The 18,588-nt window shown below is 53.7% G+C and carries 14 protein-coding genes; 9 read left to right on the plus strand and 5 right to left on the minus strand.

From position 1 onward, the window contains the following. Window positions 1-70 precede the first annotated feature (70 nt). From ACO064_RS24195 to ACO064_RS24210, 4 genes are all read right to left on the minus strand, one after another. Window positions 71-685 (minus strand): Uma2 family endonuclease, encoded by a 615-nt coding sequence (locus ACO064_RS24195; protein WP_421829774.1) that lies wholly within the window; start codon window positions 683-685, stop codon window positions 71-73. 65 nt (window positions 686-750) lie between these two features. Beyond that, the gene (locus tag ACO064_RS24200; protein ID WP_421829775.1) at window positions 751-2,058 is read right to left on the minus strand and encodes an aminotransferase class V-fold PLP-dependent enzyme; all 1,308 of its coding nucleotides are present in this window, start codon (window positions 2,056-2,058) and stop codon (window positions 751-753) included. 149 nt (window positions 2,059-2,207) lie between these two features. Beyond that, entirely contained in the window at window positions 2,208-5,711 is a 3,504-nt protein-coding gene (locus tag ACO064_RS24205) for a PVC-type heme-binding CxxCH protein (RefSeq protein WP_421829776.1), read from the minus strand. 243 nt (window positions 5,712-5,954) lie between these two features. After that, complete coding sequence (locus tag ACO064_RS24210) at window positions 5,955-7,514, minus strand: alpha-amylase family glycosyl hydrolase (protein WP_421829777.1); 1,560 nt, start codon at window positions 7,512-7,514, stop codon at window positions 5,955-5,957. 667 nt (window positions 7,515-8,181) lie between these two features. Between ACO064_RS24210 and ACO064_RS24215 the strand changes: the two genes are divergently transcribed. The 9 genes from ACO064_RS24215 (at window position 8,182) to ACO064_RS24255 (ending at window position 17,562) form a co-directional block, all read left to right on the plus strand. After that, window positions 8,182-9,378, plus strand: a complete 1,197-nt coding sequence (locus ACO064_RS24215) for a molybdopterin molybdotransferase MoeA (RefSeq protein ID WP_421829779.1) — start codon at window positions 8,182-8,184, stop codon at window positions 9,376-9,378. Between the two features lie 13 nt (window positions 9,379-9,391). Further along, window positions 9,392-10,495 (plus strand): DUF922 domain-containing protein, encoded by a 1,104-nt coding sequence (locus ACO064_RS24220; RefSeq protein ID WP_421829780.1) that lies wholly within the window; start codon window positions 9,392-9,394, stop codon window positions 10,493-10,495. A gap of 129 nt (window positions 10,496-10,624) precedes the next feature. After that, on the plus strand, window positions 10,625-11,644 hold the full coding sequence (locus ACO064_RS24225; protein WP_421831061.1) for a dipeptide epimerase: 1,020 nt from the start codon (window positions 10,625-10,627) through the stop codon (window positions 11,642-11,644). Beyond that, complete coding sequence (locus tag ACO064_RS24230) at window positions 11,641-12,705, plus strand: aminotransferase class I/II-fold pyridoxal phosphate-dependent enzyme (RefSeq protein ID WP_421829781.1); 1,065 nt, start codon at window positions 11,641-11,643, stop codon at window positions 12,703-12,705. Before ACO064_RS24225 ends, ACO064_RS24230 begins: the two co-directional genes overlap by 4 nt. Continuing rightward, the gene (locus tag ACO064_RS24235) at window positions 12,689-14,104 is read left to right on the plus strand and encodes a serine hydrolase (RefSeq protein WP_421829782.1); all 1,416 of its coding nucleotides are present in this window, start codon (window positions 12,689-12,691) and stop codon (window positions 14,102-14,104) included. The genes ACO064_RS24230 and ACO064_RS24235 overlap by 17 nt, the downstream gene beginning before the upstream one ends. Before the next feature lie 130 nt (window positions 14,105-14,234). Continuing rightward, window positions 14,235-14,699 carry a hypothetical protein gene (locus ACO064_RS24240; RefSeq protein ID WP_421829783.1) on the plus strand — a complete coding sequence of 155 codons (465 nt, stop codon included), beginning with the start codon at window positions 14,235-14,237 and terminating at the stop codon, window positions 14,697-14,699. A 248-nt stretch (window positions 14,700-14,947) separates the two neighbouring features. Then, a complete protein-coding gene (locus ACO064_RS24245) occupies window positions 14,948-16,078 on the plus strand; it encodes an NlpC/P60 family protein (RefSeq protein WP_421829784.1) in 1,131 nt (376 codons plus the stop codon). Between the two features lie 96 nt (window positions 16,079-16,174). Continuing rightward, the gene (locus ACO064_RS24250) at window positions 16,175-17,038 is read left to right on the plus strand and encodes a helix-turn-helix domain-containing protein (protein WP_421829785.1); all 864 of its coding nucleotides are present in this window, start codon (window positions 16,175-16,177) and stop codon (window positions 17,036-17,038) included. A 116-nt stretch (window positions 17,039-17,154) separates the two neighbouring features. Next, window positions 17,155-17,562: a DUF983 domain-containing protein gene (locus ACO064_RS24255; protein ID WP_421829786.1), complete on the plus strand. Its 408-nt coding sequence runs from the start codon at window positions 17,155-17,157 to the stop codon at window positions 17,560-17,562. Between the two features lie 83 nt (window positions 17,563-17,645). Here ACO064_RS24255 and ACO064_RS24260 read toward each other — a convergent pair whose 3' ends face one another. Next, entirely contained in the window at window positions 17,646-18,482 is an 837-nt protein-coding gene (locus ACO064_RS24260) for a sugar phosphate isomerase/epimerase family protein (RefSeq protein WP_421829787.1), read from the minus strand. Window positions 18,483-18,588: the final 106 nt, after the last annotated feature.

Genomic DNA, 18,588 nt, shown 5'->3' on the forward strand with positions numbered 1-18,588 from the left:
TCCGTATGTCAGTTGGTTCCAGAATCCATATTTCAGAACAAAGTAGGATCTATGGTTCAGCAGTAACGGTTTATTTCTTCACCAGCGTCACATGCTCATACACCTCGCTAACCTTCACTTCACATCCGCCAATCACCACGGTTTGATCCGGTAGCTCGGCTTCGGTATTGAGCCAGTCGTTGCTGTTGCCGACGCGGGTATACAGTTCCAGCAGCATCAGATTCTGGTGAACCCGGATGTATTGTTGCAGCGTTTTGATGCGCTTGTAGGAATGCCATTTGATGGTTTCGTCGTAATCGCTGGTGGTTTCCGATAAAACCTCAATCAATACCGTCGGATTGAGTGTAGCCTGCATCCGTTGTTTGTACTGAAAAAACTGCGAATCCCCACAAACGACCATCACATCCGGGTAATAAAAATTGCCGGTTTCAGGGACATGCAGCATTCGGTCGCTGGGGTAAACCCGGCAATTGCTGCCTTTCAACGCTGTTCCTAATAAAATGATTAGGTTGGCCACCAAAAGGCCATGATTTTCAGAGGTGTAGGACATAGGACGGATTTCGCCAGTCACGTATTCATTTTTCCGCTCAGCTTTGTACTCGAACTCTAGGTATTCTTCCGGAGTCGCTTTGCGATACCGTTTTGGCGGTATTCTTCGGGAACGGTGTGTTTTTTCAGCTTGCATCTCAGCGCAGATTTTCGGCTACAATAGCTAAAGATACGACTATAATGACCTTAAAAAAGCCTCCCTCAGGCCTTCTTTTTCTCCGCAGCAATCTCGCCAATTGCCCGCACCAGTTTGTCCAGATCAGTGAGCGTTGTGTAGACGTGGGGCGTCACCCGGACGCAACTGATGTTTTCCCAAACCGTGGGCGAGGTGTTGATTTTGTATTTCGACATCAGCTTGCCTTCCACTTCGCCGGGCGTCATGCCGTCGATGCTCACCCCGCAAATGCCGCACGAAAACTGGGATTTCAGCGAAGTCGACAGCCGGACGCCGGGAAACTTCAGCACTTTTTCGGCCCAGTAGTTTTTCAGATACCGCACCCGTTCTTCCTTGCGTTTGTTGCCGATGGCGTTGTGAAAATTGATGGCTTCGCCGATGCCCTGTTCGATCGGGAAACTCCGCGTACCGAGGGTCTCAAATTTGCGGATGTCGTCGCTTTTCGGCTGGCTGTTGCAGAGCAGCGGCCATATTTTGGCAATTTTCTCCTTCTTGATCCACAACATGCCGGTGCCGACGGGGGCCGACAAAAACTTGTGCAGGCTCGTTCCGAAGTAATCACAACCCAGGTCCGACACCTTGAAATCCAGTAATCCAAACGAGTGTGCGCCGTCTACGACCACCTCGATGCCGTGTTTGTGGGCCATGCGGCATATTTTCTGAACCGGCATGATCTGGCCCACCCAGTTGATGACGTGGGTGACGTGGATGATTTTGGTTCTGGGCGTAATGGCTTTTTCGTATTCACGGACAATCTGCTCGTCGTCTTCAATCGGAAAATTGAAACTGAGCTGTTTATAAACGATGCCTTCCCGTTGCGCGCGTTGCCGCCACGCCTGAATGATGTTCGGGTAATCCTGCAACGTCCCGATCACTTCGTCGCCCTTCGCCAGGTCAAGTCCGTAGATAACCGTATTGAGCGCTTCGGTGGCATTGCGGTTGATGGCAATTTCGTCGGTCAACGTCCCCGCCAGCAGCGCCAGTTTTTCCCGCACCGGTTCGCGGCCCTGATCCAGAATCCGCCACATGTAATACGACGGTCCCTGGTTCACCATCTGGTTGTAGCGTTCGACGGCCTGTTGCACCACCAGCGGAGACGGCGAAACACCCCCGTTGTTCAGAATGATGGTGCTCGACGACGAAGCCGTATAGCCCTGCTGAATGGTTGCCCAATAGTCTTCATCGGCTGCAACCTGCAACGGGCTGAGGTGCTGAATCCGCTGGTTGGCAACGGCCCAATCCGCAGCATGAACCGTGTTGAAAAGGCTATTGAGCGAGAACGCACTGCCGGCAGCAGCCAGCTTTTTGACGAAATTTCGGCGGTTTTGTGACATGGTACTGCAAAGGTGAGAAATTGCCCGGATTTCCCGGCTTTCCTTTACCGGGAAATAGCCATTCGGCCTGGAAAATGATACAAACTGCCCCTATTGGCCGGAGAGCTTTCGGAAAATACGGCACCAAAAGCTCCAGGCTGGTGACGGCTTTACTTGACACTCAGCAAATAACCGAGCAACTGATTGAACTGAGCCTGCGGAATCGTCTGGCCGAAATGGTCGGGCATCAGTGTATACCGGGACGCCTGACTTTCGGCAATGTCTTTTTTCGGTACAAAAAACTCCTCACCGGCGGCATTGGCGTACACCACGGATGCGGCTTCTTCCCGGCGGAACAAGCCGGTTTTGACACTGCCGTTTTTCAGCTTGATCGTATACGTTCGGAATGCTTCCGAGATGTTTCGGTTCGGGTCCAGGATTTTTGTCGCCAGCGACTGGCTGCCCCAACTGCCGATTCCGTCCAACTGCGGGCCAATCAGCCCACCCTCCTTGTTAATCTGGTGGCAGGGCGAGCAGTTCTGGACAAAGATTTGTCGTCCGCCGGTGGCCGAAGCGTCCAGGTGCGCCAGCCGGTCTTTGATGAGTGCTTCCCGGGTTTCATCAATCGGACTCAGGTTGGCGGTCAACTGCGTGAATTCGGCCCGTTGCTGAGGGCTGGCGTTCAGCAACAGCCGGTCTTCCAGACCCGGTTGCCGCAGAATCCGGGTGTACAAAATGCCATTCCGGACTTGTTTCAAAATCAGATCTTTGCCGTCCGAATTGGTCGCCAGGGCTTTCAGCAGTTCGAGCTGCACATCGCCCGTCGTTTTCTTCAGGCCGTCGGCCAGCACCTTGCCCGTCTGCGACAGTGGAAACTCCCCCAGCATACCGGCGATCTCTTTGCGATACGGCTGGGGCGATGAGTCGTCGGAGAGGAGGGACACCGCCTGAGCTACATACCGTTCGGGGGCCAGCCGAAGCAAAGCCCGCAGGCTGGCCACTTTGATAAAATATTCCGTTGACGGACTCGAAAGCAGCTTTTGAATGGTGGGCTCCAGAGTCGTAATGCCCGATTCTCCGGCGGTTTCGATCGCAAACCGCTGTTGTTCACCCCATTCCTTCGGATTGACGGCCGGAACCTGGATGGCGTTCGTTTTAAAGTTGCCCACCCAGATCAGCCCGGCCGACTGATCGATCAGTTCCAGATAAACCCGTTTGCCCTGATGGGCCTGCAAATCCCAGGTGACGGTTTCGGCCTGGTAATCATTCGCTTTCAGAAAAGACTTTCGGGCAATGATCTGGGTCGTATCGTCGGCCAGTCGCAACTGCACCCGGTTTTCGGGATCGGTGTTGGTTTTAAGATTGTAGTTCACCGTCGAAAATTCCAGCGACGCAGGAGCCGTAAAAACCGGCGACCGAACAACGCCCTTGAGACCACCCAGATCAAAACCAAACATCCGGATGTCGGGCGACAAAAGCGTGGTGACGGGCGGAACCCGAATCGCCACCGGCAGGTCTTTCAGGTATAAATTTCCCTCCAGCGCATACGTCCAGTCCGGTGCCGGGGGCACGATCAGGCTCTGTGCCAGCGCAATGCCCCATTTCCGTACGGATTCGTCAACAACACCGCCCTGCTGTTTGATGCTTTGCTGAATCACCGTAAACAGCTTGTATTGGCTGGCCGGATCGCCCTGGTATTTCTGGACGATAAACCGCACCAGATCATCGCGTTGGGCAACGGGCAGATAGAGTGCCGTCTGGCGGAGCATCTTCAATTCTGTTTCTTTCGGGAGAGAAACGGTTTTTAGCGTTTTTAACAGAAACTCGCTGGCATACACCGTGTTGACCCCAATCAGGGATTCGGTCAGGGCAATTTGATCAGGCTGACTCCAGTCATTCAACGCAGCCTGGGTTCCCAACGGTTTTTGCCGTAATAAATCACGGAGGCCAAGCCGGGTGGTATAGGCCAGGTGCGTATCGAAAGCCGGTATTTTTTGCTGAAAAGTCACCAGCGTTTTCACGGTTTCCAGTGTCGGAAAAACCGTCATGGCCTCCACCGCAGCCCGCTGCACGTGGGGATTTGCGTCGTTCAGGGCGGTTTTTACCGGTTCCAGAAAGGCTGTTCCGGGCGTTCTCATTTCCCGAACGATGCGCAGCGCGTGCGTCCGAATCAGCGGCTCGGAATGCCGGAGCGCCCGGAGCAGGGTTTCGTCCGGCAATGCGCCCAATTGGTGCAGGACCCACAAGCCATGAGCGTAAGCCGTTGCTGGTGTTTTGCGCTGATTCAGAAGCCTTTCGACGGGTTGAATGGCGGCTTTGCCGATCCGGTGAGTCAACTGGTCGGCCACGGTCATCCGGACAGATAGATTGTCGGCCGATAAACCGTCCAGCAGGTCGTTGAGACCGGCTTTTGTCCAGTCTTTCAAACCGTTTTTGTCCACCTGACCTTTGTAGGTGATGCGCCAGATGCGGCCCAGAATGTGATCGCGCCCGGGATTGTCGAGTGGCACCTCGTAATGGCCAATGATGCGGTTGTAGAAATCGGCCACGTATAACGCCCCATCCGGTCCCTGAACGATGTCGGCGGGCCGAAACCAGGGGTCGGTACTCCGCAGAAAATCCTCCTCCATTTTTCCCACCGGCGACGAGCCTTTGAACGTATACGAACTGCGGTAGATGCGGCATTTTACAACATCGCCCATGAACAGGCTGTTGCGGTAGGGTTCAGGAAAGGTGGTGCCGCTGCTGAGGGCCAGACCCGACAGGGCAGTGGCTTCCCGCTCGTGCGGTTTCATGATGGGTGCAAAACCGATTCCTTCCGGCAAGCGGCCAAAATACGGGTATTCGGCTCCCCGAATCAGTTGGTAAAGCGGGGAGGAGTGGCAATCTGAAGAGTAAAGGTAGCCCCAGTCGTCGAATGTCAGGCCAAACGGATTGACGCGGCCGAACGTCGTTTGTTCCACCCGGCTGCCGTCCTGCCGAAACCGGAAGGTGTTGCCCGAGCCGAGCGTCAGGGAGTCGCCGTCACTTCCGGCAATTTTCGACAGGTTCGTAAATCCGTGGCAGGCATGAATCCAGCCGTCGAAGCCGCGCCGGAAGTGATTAACCATGCCGTGGGTGTCTTTGAAGCCAAACGGCCCCAGCAGTCGACGGCTGGTTTCTATTTTATCGTCACTATTCGCATCGGTCAGTTGATACACATTCGGAATGCTGAACGCCACGGCTCCGTCCTGAACCGGCATGATACCGATGGGAATGTTGAGCGTATCGCTGACGGGTGTAAAGGTGTCGGCTTTGCCATCGTGGTCCCGGTCTTCCAGAATCGTGAGCCGGTCGTGACCATTGCCGGGCTGCGCCGGAAAGGGATATTCCACCGATTGGGTGACCCACAGGCGTCCCTTGGCATCGAAGGCCAGGTTGATGGGTTTGCCAATCTGCGGTTCGGAGGCAAACAGCTCGATCTCAAAACCGGGCGGTAACGTAAAACTGGCCTGTTCGTCGGCCGGTGAGCGGGCCGCCGTCGAGCGGATGTGTTCGTCAAATGCGTTGCCGCTATAAGGTTGTGGTTGTTGGGCTGTGGGGGCAGGTGCGGCTTTTTTTTGCTGCCAGTAGGTCGTACAGCCTGCCACGAGCAGAAAGCTCAGCAGAGAAAATTGATAAATAGGGGCTCGCATTGGCCTGGCCTGCTATGGTAAAAAGGGTTAGGAATGCTCCTGAACCGGCGGTACTTTTCAGACACTCCTGCGGGTGCAGGGTGAGCGAAAGGGCGCTTCTGAAAAATACCGTCGACTCAAAAGGTGTGTAGCAAATATACGGGCTGCTCAGGCGGCTTTCTTTTCTTTTCTTTCCAATTTATGATACTATTTTTCAACTTCCGGTTTCTCGCTGTCCGGGACATGGATTCGTTTGGAAGCGGATTACTCCAGTACCACACACCCATACGCCGGAACCCGTACCTTCCCATTTTTGAACAGTTTGGCTCCCCCCGCCGTGTCCAGCACAATTTGCTTTCCTTCAGCCAGTTCGGATGGATACAGGACGACATCCAGCCCCCGTTTGGTCAGATTATGGATGACCAACACCGCCCGGTTTCCGGAATTTCGGGCAAACGCAATCACGTTTTTGTGCTGAATGCCCGTTACTTCCAGTTTGCTCAGGTTGTCGTTCAAAACCGGGTGGCGGTTGCGGAAGTGAATGAGTTTTTTGTAGTGATTGTAAAGCGAATTCGGCTCGGTTTGCTGCTGCGCCAGGGGCGTCACGGTTCGGCTGGTCGAATACCGGGCCTTGCGCCAACGGGCGCGTTCGGGGTCGTTTTTGCCCGTATTCCAAAGGAACGGTTCGCGGATGTTTTCGTCGGGTTTGACGCCCAGCATCCCGATTTCCTCTCCATAATAGAGGTAGGGATTGCCGGGCAGCGTCAGCAGCAGATTAGCGGCCACTTTCAGGTGGTTCTGGTTGCCGTTTAGAAAGCTTCCGATCCGGGTTTGGTCGTGGTTGGAGAGCATGATGGCGTCGATGAAATTCGGATTCACTTCGGCAAAAATCGAGTGATTCCGCACCAGCATCTGCACGATTTCTGCCGTATCCCGCTCCTTGAACGGTATTTCCTGCAAGGCCAGGCTGAGGTCGAAATTGAAGTTGGCTTTCAGTCCCCGGAAGTAGGGCGCAATGCGTTCGGCCCGCGTCCAGACCTCCCCGACGGTATACACCCCCGGTTTAGCCGCTTCCATCACCTGTCCGAACTCCTCCCAGAACTGGTGATTTTTCGGCTCTTCCCAATCCGGGTAAATGTGCCGGGCTGCGTCGAGCCGAAAACCGTCGACGCCGACATCGATCAGCCAGAATTTCCCGGCTTTGTAAATTTCTTCCCGGACCTTCGGATTGTCGTAGTTCAGATCCGGCATACCGCTCCAGAACAGGGCGTAGTATTTCTCTGAAAACGGTGCGCCCGGAACGCGGTGCCAGGGGTTTTTCTCCTGCGAATCGGCGGTGATCTCACGGGTGGCAATGTTGAGCGCGTCGATTTCCTGCTGGCTCATCCAGACGTACCAGTCATGATACGAATTGTCCTTGCTTTTGCAGGCTTCCAAAAACCACGGATGCTGGCGGCTGGTGTGGTTGATCACAAAATCCAAAAGAACCTTGATGCCGCGCAGGTGCGCTTCTGAAACCAGCCGTCGAAAGTCGTCCATCGTGCCGTATTCGGGTGCGATGCTGTAATAATCCGTCACGTCGTACATGTGGTAGCTCGGCGACGGATTGACGGGCATGAGCCAGATGGCCGACACGCCCAGGTCTTTCAAATAATCCAGTTTGGAGGTAACGCCGTTGAGGTCGCCGATGCCGTCGCCGTTGGAGTCGCAGAACGCACGGACGAAAATTTCGTAATGGACCCCGGTGTGGCCGGTAACGGGTTGATTAGAAAGGGTTGATGTTAAATCGGACAATGGAGTTGGAACAGATGCGTCGGCAATCATGGTACAAAAAAAGGATTCAGAAGGTAAACGCGCCCAATCAGGCGGGAGTTTGTAAAAACGGTTTTTTCTCCAAATTCAACAACAATATCCCCAAATAAACCACAACGCCCTACACACGACCCTGAAAGGGTCACATCATTAGCCCCGGATAAAATCCGGGGTTGGGATCGTGGCAATCCGGATTTGATCATGACAATCCGGGGTTGGGATCATGGCAATCCGGGTTTGATCATGACAATCCGGGGTTGTGGGATCACGACAATCCGGGGTTTTGGATCATGGCAATTGGGTTGATCACGACAATCCGGGGTTGTGGGATCACGACAATCCGGGGTTTTGGATCATGGCAATTGGGTTGATCACGACAATCCGGGGTTGTGGGATCACGACAATCCGGGGTTTTGGATCATGGCAATTTGGTTGATCACGACAATCCGGAGATTGCGATTATGGGCATAATGAACCGGATTGCCATATTCAATCCCGACCATCATGATCCCACAACCCCGGATAAAATCCGGGGCTAGTGATGTGACCCTTTCAGGGTCGTGGGTAGGGCGTTGCCAAAAAAACGCGGAGGGCGGAGTATTTACTAAGATTCTGGTAAATTCTCCGCCCTCCGCGTTTTTGCGTGGTGTTCTTTTGTTTTTTTGTAAAAAACTTGCCTATGATTTCCGTCGCCGAAGCCCATTCCATCGTCCAGAATCACCTGCTGGTGTTACCGTCAGAGCTAGTTCCGTTACCCCAGGCGGCTGGGCGGGTGTTGCGCGAACCGCTGACCGCCGACCGCGACCTGCCGCCGTTCAACCGCGTGTCGATGGATGGCATTGCCATTCAATTTGCAGCTTTCGAAACCGGACAGCGGCAGTTTCGGGTCGCCGGAACACAATTTGCCGGACAACCGGCGCAAACCCTGACCGATGAAACCGCTTGTCTGGAAGTGATGACGGGGGCCATGCTGCCGACGGGAACCGACACAGTTATCCGCTACGAAGACCTGCAAATCACCGACGGCCTGGCCGAAGTCCGGATCGACGCCGTTCAGGCCGGGCAGAATGTGCACCACCGGGCGACGGATCGGAAACAGGATGAAGAACTGGTCCCGACTGGAACACGGCTGGGACCACCGGAAATGGCCGTGGCCGCGTCGGTGGGTAAGGCAACGGTTTTGGTCAGCAAGCGACCCCGGATTGCCCTGATTTCGACGGGCGACGAACTGGTCGATGTCTCGGAAACGCCCGAACCCTACCAGATTCGCCGGTCGAATACCTACCTGTTGCAAACGGTTTTGCAAAGCGCCGGGGCCGAAACCACCCTGCTGCATTTGCCCGATGACGCCGACACGATGGAAACCGCCCTGAAAACGCTGCTGACGGAGTACGATGCGCTCGTGTTAAGCGGAGGTGTTTCCGCCGGGAAAGCCGATTTTGTCCCGAACGTGATGGAACGGCTGGGCGTCTGGCAACGGTTTCATCAGGTGGCACAACGCCCCGGAAAACCGCTGTGGTTTGGGGCTTCCGACGAAGGAAAGGTGGTTTTTGGCTTGCCCGGAAATCCGGTTTCGACCTTCTTGTGTGCGTATCGGTATTTGCTGCCGTGGCTGAAGGCGTCGCTGGGTTTGGCGGTTTTGTCGCCTTCCGTCGCCCGTTTGGCCCGGTCGGTTTCGTTTGCGCCCAAATTAACGTATTTTTTGCCCGTTCGCTTGTCGGTCAGTCCAGACGGAATCGGGCTGGCCGCGCCCTTACCCGGCAGTGGATCAGCCGATTACGCCAATTTGCTGCAATGCGACGGTTTTATGGAATTGCCGCCGGAACGGATGGCGTTCAGCGAAAGCGAAGCCTTTCCGGTTTATACATTCCGCTAACCTCCTAACCATCGTGAAACGGGTTCTGTCCATCCTGCTCTTTTTGCTTCCGCATTTCCTGATGGCGCGGCAGGAACCGGTATGGATTTCGTTCAAAAAAGAACCTGTTTCTGTTCGTAATCCCACGTTTTCACTGTTGAAAATTCGGGATGAACGGTCTTTTAAGGCGCACTTGGGAACCGTCTTATCGGGTCCGAAAAGCAGTATCGCCGTTCGCAGCAACGACGAAATCGCGTCGACCTTCGATGATCTGCTGAGTCCCGGTTTCCGGCCCGACTCCACGCGCGTACCCATTGTCATCCGCATTCAGGAACTCATTTTTTTCGAAAAAGCAAAAAAGGAATTCCAGGCCGATGGCACCTGCCGGTTGGAACTGGCTTTCGACGTGATGCGCGATGGAAAACCGGTTCAGTTGACGACCTACACCGCCCGAACGATTTACACGCGCTCGTTCGGACAAACCGACCGGCTGGAACTGGTGGCCCGTAAAGCCCTCGAGAGTGCCGCGCAGTACCTTTCCAACTGGATCAAAATCAACCGAGACAAAAGCCCGGCGCTGGTTAAAGGCCTTAAATTTGTGTATATCGACCACAGCATTCAGCAGGCGTCGGGCGATACGGTTTTTTACCACCCGCTTCGGCCGCTCTCGTGGAACGATTTTCAGGCGGCTCCGCGCATCGGCAGTCGCAATGCGGCTTCGATTTTTCCAACGTTTTCGTACGAAGGCCACAGCCGTTGGGTCAATGGCTTCATTGAAGTGCAGCTCACGTTCAAAACGTTCATGGTAAAAAGCATGTCGTGGGTGCGTCCGGGGCATACCGATGACTACGGTTTACTGCATGAACAGAAGCATTTCGATATTGTCAAACTGATTGTCGAGCGGTTTAAACAGCGCATCATCGCCGACCCGGATATGGATTTCGAGGAGTACAACAGCCGGGTGCAGTTTCTGTATCTGGAAGCCTACCGCGACATGAACCGCTGGCAGGAGCAGTACGACGGCGAAACCCAGCACGGCATCAACCGCGCCGAGCAGGAGCGCTGGAACCGAAAAATTGCCCAGGACCTGAAAAACGCCGAAGATCTGACGGCCATTATGCTGTCAAACCGGCAGTGAATGTGTTTTTGGTTTTCGGTTTACCGTTTTCGGTTGGCTGACGCGTTCTTGAATGCATGCGCCAGCCACCGTATACCGAAAACAGTAAACCGAAAACAAACTCTTTAATCATCATCAACCAGTATGCCCATTTCCCTCCGTTTCCACCGTTTCGACCTGCGACTGAAACACACCTTTACCATTGCCCACGACTCCCGCGACGTTCAGCCATCGCTCATCGTTGAACTCCGCGACGGTCCGCTGAGCGGTTTTGGCGAAGCGACATCCAACAAATATTATGGCATTACGCTCGACCGCATGATCGATGACCTCGAAGGGATTCGCGGGTTGATTGAATCGGGCGAGTGGACGACGGCGGAGGAACTCTGGCAACTGGCGCATGCGTCGTTGAAAGACAATCCGTTCGCGCAGTGTGCGTTAGACGAAGCTGCGCACGATCTGGTGGCTAAACGCGCCGGAAAACCGCTCTACCGACATTGGAACCTGGATGCCGACCAAAACCCGATTACCGATTACACCATCGGGATCGATTCGGTGGAGAACATGGTGCTGAAAATGCAGGAACTGCCCTGGCCGCTCTACAAAATCAAGCTCGGTACGCCCGACGATCTGGCCATTGTCCGGGCGCTTCGGCAACACACCGATGCGGTTTTTCGCGTGGATGCCAATTGCGCCTGGACCGCTGAAACCGCCATTCAGAATGCGCTGGATTTTGAAGCGTTGGGCGTCGAATTTATCGAACAACCGCTCAAAGCCGACGACTGGGAAGGCATGAAACGCGTGGTTCGGGAAAGTGTTTTGCCCGTTATGGCCGACGAAAGTTGCATTGTCGAAAGCGATGTGGAACGGTGCGCGGGGTATTTTCACGCCATCAACATCAAACTGACCAAATGTGGCGGTTTGACGCCCGCCCGGCGCATGATCGACAAAGCGCGGCAACTGGGCCTGAAAGTCATGGTGGGTTGCATGAACGAAACCAGCGTCGGCATTTCGGCCATTGCGCAGTTGCTGCCCCTGCTCGATTACGTCGACATGGACGGCACGCTGCTCATTACCAACGATCCCGCAACGGGCGTCACCTTCGATTTTGGCCGGGTGATTTACGCCGACGAAAACGGAACGGGTGCAAATTTGATCCTCCATTCATGACCGACCCATATTTAATTGACCATTTGCCCGGCCGAACCATCGACCTCGACGGGCAGGACTATTTGTTTTTCAGTGGAACCTCGTACCTCGGCATGGCGCAGAACCCAACTTTTCGGGCGTTGTTGATCGACGGCATGGCGCAGTACGGCACGGTTTTCGGCTCGTCGCGCAACGGAAATCTGCAACTCCGGATTTACGAAGAAGCGGAGGCCAAACTGGCCGCGTTCGCCCGCGCCGAAGCCGCTTTGACGCTGTCGTCGGGCATGCTGGCGGGGCAGGCCGTGGTGAACTGGCTGAAAGGGCAGGGGTTTGGCTTCCTGTATGGCCCGAACGCCCATCCCGCCATCTGGCAGGAGCCGGACACCCGTTTGCCAACGCTTTCGTTCGACGACTGGACGAAGCGATTGCCCGAACTGGTGGCAACGGCCCCCACGCGGCACATCGTCATTGCGCTCAATTCGCTGGATGCCTTGTTTTCAGTAGGCTACTCGTTCGAGTGGGTGAATCAATTGCCCGCTGATCAGGAGATTACGTTGCTGGTGGATGATTCGCACGGGCTGGGCGTGATCGGGCCGGAGGGCAGCGGCATCGGATCGAAAATACCCCGGCGGGACAACGTCCGGCTGATTGTCACGGCGTCGCTGGCGAAGGCGATGGGCTTGCCGGGCGGGGTCATTTTTTCTGATCCCCAAACGCTGGAGGCTATTCGCCGGACGGCTTTTTTCGGGGCCTGCTCGCCCACACCACCGGCTTATCTTTATGCCTTCGGTCAGGGTCAGGAGCTTTACCACGCGGCTTTTGACCGATTGCTTGAAAACATCCGGCGGTTTGAAAACCGGGTCGGCGACTCCGATTTATTTCAGCACATTCCCGCTTATCCGGTCTTTTATACTGCTCAGGATCAGTTATATTCGTCCCTGTTAGCGAACCGGATTTTTGTCTATTCGTTTGCTTATCCGTCACCAACCGACAAGCCCAACACCCGCATTGTCATCAACGCGATGCACCAACCGGAGGACATCGAACAACTAGGCGACTATCTGTATGGAAAAACGAGGTGAGTGTAAAGATAACCAGCATATTGCTCAGAAAATCAAAAGATTACTATCCGATTTTCGCCGACTTGCCCCTAAATCCCCTAAAGGGGACTTTGGGCATCCGGTTTATTCTACGTCCAAGTCCCCTTTAGGGGATTTAGGGGCAAGTCGGCAAAGGTGGTATGTTAGCATTCTTGCCATCCTGCTTTCTCTTTCCGGGTTTCAAACCACGGCCCAGCAAACCGATAAATTTCTGGACGGACTTCTGAAAAAAAGTCCGGAATTGTTCGGCCGGGTTCTGGCCAATCCGGCCAAATACGACGTTCAGATTCTCTATACGCAAATTAACCGCGACGAGAAAAACCGCCCGCTTTTCAAAAGCTACCGCTACCGGCTCGACAAAGACCGGTATTTTTATCCCGCCAGCACCGTCAAACTCCCGGCGGTTTTGTTATCGCTGGAAAAAATCAATCAGCTCAGCAAAACGCAGCCGGGTTTGTCGATTTATACCCCCCTGCTGACCGACTCGCTGGCCGGTATACAATCCGCCGTCAGCGCTGATCAGACGGCGGAAAACGGGCTGCCATCAGTGGCGCACTATGCGCGTAAAATACTGATGGCCAGCGATAATGACGCGTTTAACCGGTTGTATGAATTTATGGGGCAATGCGAAATGAACGAACGGTTGCGCGACAAAGGCTATCGGAATTTGCGCATCGTCCACCGGCTTTCCATCCCGCTGACACCCGAGCAAAACCGCCGGACCAATGCCCTCCGATTGGTTAAATCCGATACGGTTTTGTACCAGCAGCCCGTGCTGTTTTGCGATAAAATCTTCCGGCCCGAAAAACCCATTCGTCGGGGCGTCGGCTACCTGAAAGACGGTACGCTGGTGAAGGAACCGTTTGATTTCACCGAAAAAAACGCCTTTTCGCTCGAAGACCAGCAGGAAATGCTGAAGGCGGTTTTGTTTCCCGATGACGTGCCGGTGCGGAAACGGTTCGATCTGACCTCCGACGATTACCGGTTTTTGTACCGCTACCTGTCCCAACTGCCGCGCGAGTCGACGTTTCCGAAATACGATTCCACGTACTACGACAGTTTTTGCAAATTTCTGGTGTTTGGCGATGCCAAAAGCCAGATCCCGTCGTCGGTTCGGATTTTTAATAAGGTGGGAGATGCCTATGGGTACATGATCGACAACGCCTACATCGTGGACTTCGACAAGGGCGTGGAGTTTCTGTTGTCGGCGGTGATTTACTGCAACGAAGACGGTATTTTTAACGACGATGCCTACGATTACCAAACCGTCGGCTACCCGTTTATGGCGAATTTGGGGCGGATTATCTTTGATTATGAAGTCGAACGGAAACGACTCAACCCGCCGGATTTGAGCCGGTTCCGGGTCCGGTATGATGATTAGAGAAACCGGAACGAAAAATTCAGTGACTTTTGATAACGGTTCAAGTGCCTAAAATGACGATTCATGTAACCATCAATTGAGATTGGGTGCGTTCAACGCTACGTTTGCAGCGAACAAAACAACTCTACTGATGAAAAAAATACTCGTTTTCCTGTTTGTACTCGGCGTATTGGCCGCTTGTAAGAAGGATAACAACGACGATCCCAAACCCGATCAACCTGCTGAACCGGCGGCCAAAGTGGCGGGGACGTACAAACTAAGCTCTTTCCACTTCATCAACGGTGCCAACGAAGTCGAACTGGAAAAATTACCCGTGGTGGAAAGCGGCAGAACCGTCGCTTCCGGTACGGTGAAGCTGACCAAAAAATCAGACGGAAAAGTGCTGATGAATGTAAACCTCGTGATTGAAGGCGAAGGAACCATTCCCGTGGTGGAAGACCTGGAGGTCGAAGTGCGGGAATCCGGGAAAGTTTTCGGGCTGTATGCCGATGGCGAACGGATTGGCGATGCCGACGGCGGTTTCATCATCTTTAACGTGTCTGGAACCTCCGAAACCGGCGACGAACTGCTGCTGTCTTTCAACGCGAATAAATAAAAAGTATACGGTTTTTGGTTTACGGTTGGCTGACGCATTCACGTTTGCATGCGTCAGCCAACCGTAAACCAAAAACCAAAAACTATAAAAAGCCGGAGCCGAATTTGCTTTCGGCTTTTGTATTTTTGTGCTTTCTGCCGACCGATGCCTGTTTCAACCCAGTCCAGCGCAATGAAAATCAGAAATTTGAATCATTGCGAATAGGTCTTTTCTCTTTCGTCGCTTATCTTTCTTCTTTTCCGGGTACCATGAAACGAATTTTTATTGGATTTTCGCTGCTTTTTATGATCTCCGCCCACGGTTTTGCGCAATCCATCAGTCAGGCGGTTGATTCCGTCCGGAAGCAGTATGCACCGGATAAGCGGGTGGCGATTTTCAATGTGGAAGCGGATTCGTCGGGCCAACTGACCGGTTTTACCAACCTGCCCGAAGCCAAACAGGCACTTCTCGCCCAGCTAAAAGCTGCGGATATGGCGGTTGTTGATCAGATTCAGTTGCTGCCCGCGCCGGTTTTGGGCGAAAAGACCTACGCCGTTGCCAACGTATCGGTGGCCAATTTGCGCTCCAACGCCCGGAATGCCGCCGAACTGTCCACACAGGCCCTGCTTGGAATGCCGCTGAAAGTGTGGGATAACGGTCCGTCGCCACGGGACCGGAGCTGGTACCAGGTGCAAACGCCCGATCAATACATTGCCTGGACGGATGCGGGGGCCATCCAGCTCATGACAAAAGCCGAATTTGAACAGTGGCAGTCGGCCGAAAAAATCATCTACACGCGGCCCTTCGGTTTTGTCTACAGCGAACCGGGCAAACGATCCCAAACCGTATCAGACATTGTGGCCGGCAACACGCTGGTGCTGGTTAGTGAAAACCGGCAGTATTTTCAGGTACGCTATCCCGACGGCCGGATGGGGTATGTTCCCAAACGGGAGGCCCAGCGGTTTGATCGCTGGAAAGAAACCGCCAAACCTACGGAAGAAGCTTTGGTCAGCACGGCGAAAAGTCTGATGGGCATTCCGTATTTGTGGGGCGGCACGTCGGTGAAGGGCATGGATTGCAGCGGTTTTACAAAAACCGTTTATATGCTCAACGGGCAGCAACTGTCGCGCGATGCGTCGCAGCAGGTGAACGAGGGCGAACTGATCGAAACGCCCAACAAAACCTTTGCCCAGCTTAAACCCGGCGACCTGCTGTTCTTCGGCGAACCCGCCACCGCCGATAAACCCGAGCGTGTGGTTCACGTCGCCATGTGGATTGGTAACAACGAGTTTATTCACGCATCGGGCCACATCCGGGTCACCAGCGTCGATCCCACCGCCCCGAATTTCGATGCCTATGAGCTAAACCGGTTTTTGCGGGCAAAGCGGGTTTTGAAATAATTAATGATAAATGTAAAATGATGAACGCTAAATGTAAAAGTGAATGCTTCCGGAATACTTTTACATTCAATATTTATCATTTAAATTTTAAATCCCATGTCCACGCCCGTCCCGGTTTACAAACTTCAGGCTTTTCCCCGTCACGAGCCCAACGCGCTCTTTTATATGACGAGGCTGGAAAAACTGGTGCAGGAATTCAAAGGCATCGATAAACCGCATTCGCACACGTTTTATCTCGTGATGTGGATCATCAAAGGCAGCGGCACCCACACCATCGACTTTAAAACGTATCCGATTGCGCCCTGCCAGCTTTATTTTCTGACACCGGGGCAGGTTCACAGTTGGCAGTTGTCCGACGATGTGGAAGGGTTCAATCTGTTTTTTGAAGCCAATTTTTTCCGCAGCCGGTTCGGAAACCGCTTGTTTCAGTATCCCTTTTTCCATTCCCACCAACACCAGCCCTTGCTGGAAGTCGCCGAGAAACCAGCCGTGTTCCGGGATTTGTTTCGCTATGCCTGGCAGGAATACGACGCCCGGCAGCCAAACCGGCCGGAGGTTTTTCTCTCCTTTGTCCACCTGCTGCTCGAAACCGCCAATCGGCTCTATACCGAAAAACAGGCCGATACCGATACGCATCTTTTCGACAAAATCCGGCAGTATGAGGAATTGCTGGAACAGCAGTTTTTAACGGTTCGGGAAGTGGCGGCTTATGCCGAACAGATGCACCTGACGCCCAATTACCTCAATCACATCTGCAAAAAAGTGCTGGGAAAAACCGCCAGCCAGTTGCTGCACGAACGGCTTACCATCGAAGCGCAACGGCTGTTGACGCACACAGCGCAGTCGGTGAAGGAAATCGGTTTTCTGCTGGGCTTCGACGATCCGTCTTATTTTGTCCGGTTTTTTAAAAAACATACCCGCCAAACACCCGCCGAGTTTCGCCAGTCGGTGATTGTCTGATCGTTGATTTGTACCATACCTGCCCGGTTCTGTCTTTCCGAAATGAGGCTCTGTGGAGTACCTTTGTTGCGTACCGGTTGGCCAACGGCCTCCGGGTACGTTAAACTCCGAAAGCCATGTTAAAAGATAATCGATTGTATAGCGTCGTGTTCAACAAATGTCCCCGTTGTCATCAGGGCGACTTTTTCATCACCAGCAGTGCCTACAGCCGCCGGTTTGACGAGATGCACGAAAATTGTTCGCATTGTGGGGAAGCACTCATTCCCGAACCGGGATTCTACTGGGGTTCCATGTTTGTGAGTTACGCGTTTTACACCATCTACACCCTTCTCACCTTTTTCGTGTTCGTGAGCTGGCTAAAGGTCGATCTGGACTATTACCTGATGGGGCTGGTGCCGACGCTGGTGATCCTGACACCCTATTTTTTCCGGCTGGCGCGCCGGTCGTGGCTGACGTTCTTCATCGCCTACGATCCGCAGAAAAACCGGGAATCCAGTGGCAAACACCTGAATGTTTCGGCCTGAAAAAGCCCTGACAGCGGTCGAAGATCCTGTCAGCGGTTGTATGGATGGTTGCCGCTGACAGGATCTTCGACCGCTGTCAGGGTTTACTTCAAGCTCTGCAAATACGCTACGCTTTCGGGCATCTGCTCCATCGATCGCGAGGATTCGTCTTCGATGAAATAATGCTTGACGCCCGATTTTTTGGCCTGCTTCATAATCTCGGCAATGCCCAGATCGCCTTTGCCAATGGCAACGTTCGATTCCACGTCGACGTGGCCGGTGTTGTTGCCGGGCGTGCCGGGTTTGCGGTCTTTCAGGTGCATGAGCGGAAAGCGGTTCGGGTATTTTTTCAGGAGTGCAACCGGGTCCTGGCCGGGGTGTTTTACCCAGAAGACGTCCATTTCGAAGTTACAATAGCGAGGCTCCAGATTTTCGGCTAAATAATCGAAAAAGGTGCCGTCCTTATACGGTTGAAACTCGTAGCCGTGGATGTGGTAACAGAACAGAATGCCGTGGTCTTTCAGGAGTTTTCCGGCGGTGTTGAACACATCGGCCGCCTTTTTGGCATCTTCCAGCGTAAAGACGTCGCCAGTATGCGGAATCCAGGCACACATTACGTATTTGACGCCCAGTGCTTTGGCTTCGGCCAGCACCTTCGGAACGTTGTTGGACAAATCCTCGTATGAAGCGCCGGTGCTGATCGGTTTCAGGCCGTTTTTTTCAACCAGTTTCCGAAATTCTGCGGGTTCCATTCCGTACGTTCCGGCCAGTTCGACTTCGCGGAAACCCATCTGGCGGACTTTCGCCAGCATTCCGGGAACATCTTTCGGGAACTGTTCCCGGAAACTATACAATTGCAGGCCCACCGGCGACTTGGGTTGGGCAAAAGCCGAAGCGGTTAAACCGGCAACGAACAGGAGAGAGAGTACAAACGTTTTCATGGGTTATAGGAATCACGGAACGGGTAAGGCCGCTTTCAATCGGCCATCCTAGTTAATCTTTTAATTGGTGTAATCCAACGGGGCCGGGCAATCGGTTCATCCGGTT

It is taken from the genome of Larkinella sp., from assembly GCF_965227735.1.
GTDB lineage: Bacteria > Bacteroidota > Bacteroidia > Cytophagales > Spirosomataceae > Larkinella.

Coding starts and splice junctions, on each gene's coding strand:
- ACO064_RS24195 (WP_421829774.1), bottom strand. CDS start 685: ATGCAAGCTGAAAAAACACACCGTTCCCGAAGAATACCGCCAAAACGG.
- ACO064_RS24200 (WP_421829775.1), bottom strand. CDS start 2,058: ATGTCACAAAACCGCCGAAATTTCGTCAAAAAGCTGGCTGCTGCCGGC.
- ACO064_RS24205 (WP_421829776.1), bottom strand. CDS start 5,711: ATGCGAGCCCCTATTTATCAATTTTCTCTGCTGAGCTTTCTGCTCGTG.
- ACO064_RS24210 (WP_421829777.1), bottom strand. CDS start 7,514: ATGATTGCCGACGCATCTGTTCCAACTCCATTGTCCGATTTAACATCA.
- ACO064_RS24215 (WP_421829779.1), top strand. CDS start 8,182: ATGATTTCCGTCGCCGAAGCCCATTCCATCGTCCAGAATCACCTGCTG.
- ACO064_RS24230 (WP_421829781.1), top strand. CDS start 11,641: ATGACCGACCCATATTTAATTGACCATTTGCCCGGCCGAACCATCGAC.
- ACO064_RS24235 (WP_421829782.1), top strand. CDS start 12,689: ATGGAAAAACGAGGTGAGTGTAAAGATAACCAGCATATTGCTCAGAAA.
- ACO064_RS24240 (WP_421829783.1), top strand. CDS start 14,235: ATGAAAAAAATACTCGTTTTCCTGTTTGTACTCGGCGTATTGGCCGCT.
- ACO064_RS24245 (WP_421829784.1), top strand. CDS start 14,948: ATGAAACGAATTTTTATTGGATTTTCGCTGCTTTTTATGATCTCCGCC.
- ACO064_RS24250 (WP_421829785.1), top strand. CDS start 16,175: ATGTCCACGCCCGTCCCGGTTTACAAACTTCAGGCTTTTCCCCGTCAC.
- ACO064_RS24255 (WP_421829786.1), top strand. CDS start 17,155: ATGTTAAAAGATAATCGATTGTATAGCGTCGTGTTCAACAAATGTCCC.
- ACO064_RS24260 (WP_421829787.1), bottom strand. CDS start 18,482: ATGAAAACGTTTGTACTCTCTCTCCTGTTCGTTGCCGGTTTAACCGCT.